This is a genomic window from Oscillibacter sp. CU971 (genome assembly GCF_905219725.1).
Classification (GTDB): Bacteria; Bacillota; Clostridia; order Oscillospirales; family Oscillospiraceae; genus Oscillibacter.
On the sequence record NZ_CAJMXG010000505.1, the window covers coordinates 1 to 1,320 of the forward strand.

Genomic DNA, 1,320 nt, shown 5'->3' on the forward strand with positions numbered 1-1,320 from the left:
GAGCACCCGCAAGGGGTACGCCGCCGCCGTAAGCGGCAAAGCCGCTAACGGCGGGCGCAGGGCGGCGGCCCCTACGGTACGCCTATCGTACAACGCAGCCTGTAGGGGCGGGCCCCCTGGCCCGCCTGTCCTCCGCAAATGCCGTTCTAAAAATTTTAAAGGAGACTGATTCATTATGGCTCAGAAAATGGACGCTTTTTCCGCCGCTCTGATGGCCGACAAGCGTGAAATCATCTTTGCTCCCACCGTGTACAAGTTCGACACCTTCGCNGCCATGGCGGAGGAGTTCANGCTGGGCGAGCGGGACGTGGTGCTGACCAACGAGTTCATCTACACCCCCTTCATGAAGGAGCTGAACCTCAAGTGCCAGTTCGTGTTCCAGGAGAAGTTCGGCGCGGGCGAGCCCAGCGAGGAAATGATCCAGGTCATGTACGACGCCATCCCCTATGAGAGCTATGACCGGGTTATCGCGGTCGGCGGCGGCGCCATCATGGACCTTTGCAAGCTGCTGGGCTGCAAGCGGCCCGACACGGTGCACAACCTGTATTTCAAGCGCTTCCCCGTCCAGCATGAAAAGGATGTCATCGCCATCCCNACAACCTGCGGAACGGGCTCCGAGTGTACGAACATCTCCGTNGCGATTGTCAAGGANGAAAAAGACGGNGTGCTCACCGGCGNCGAGACNAAGCNGGGCCTGGTGTCCGACGACATCATCCCCAACAAGGTCTGCCTGATTCCCGACCTCATCAAGACCCTGCCCTACAAGCCCTTCGCCTGCTCCGCCATTGACGCACTGGTCCNCGCAACTGAGTCCTTCCTCAGCCCCCACCGCAAGACCATGACCTCCGAGCTTTTCTCCGAAAAGGCCATGGACATGATTCTCAAGGGCTTCAAGCTCATCGACGAGAAGGGCCAGGACGGCCGGTTCGAGTATCTGGACGAGTTCGTCACCGCCAGCTTCTACGCAGGCATCGCCTTCCTGAAGGCGNGCTGCGGCCCGGTCCACGGCATGAGCTTCCCCCTGGGCGGCACCTATCACGTAGCCCACGGCGAGAGCAACTATATGCTCTTCGGCGCCATCATGGACTACTATGACGAGAAGAACCCCGACGGCGAGATCATGCGCTTCAAGGAGATGGTGGCCCGGATTCTCGGCTGCGAGGCCAGGAACGCCATCCCCGAAATGAACGCCTTGCTCCAGCGCATCCTGCCCCTGCGCCCCCTGCGGGACTGCGGCTTCACCGAGGAGGACTTCAAGAAGTTCCCCCAGAGCGTGGAGGCCAACCAGCAGCGCCTCATGACCAACGCCTACTATCCCTT

General features: G+C 60.7%; 1 protein-coding gene. It reads left to right on the forward strand.

Annotated features, from left to right (window positions below; translation table 11 throughout):
- Window positions 1-175 precede the first annotated feature (175 nt).
- Window positions 176-1,320: 4-hydroxybutyrate dehydrogenase (locus JX325_RS16955; RefSeq protein ID WP_204792189.1), on the forward strand; the 1,145-nt coding region annotated here is incomplete at its 3' end.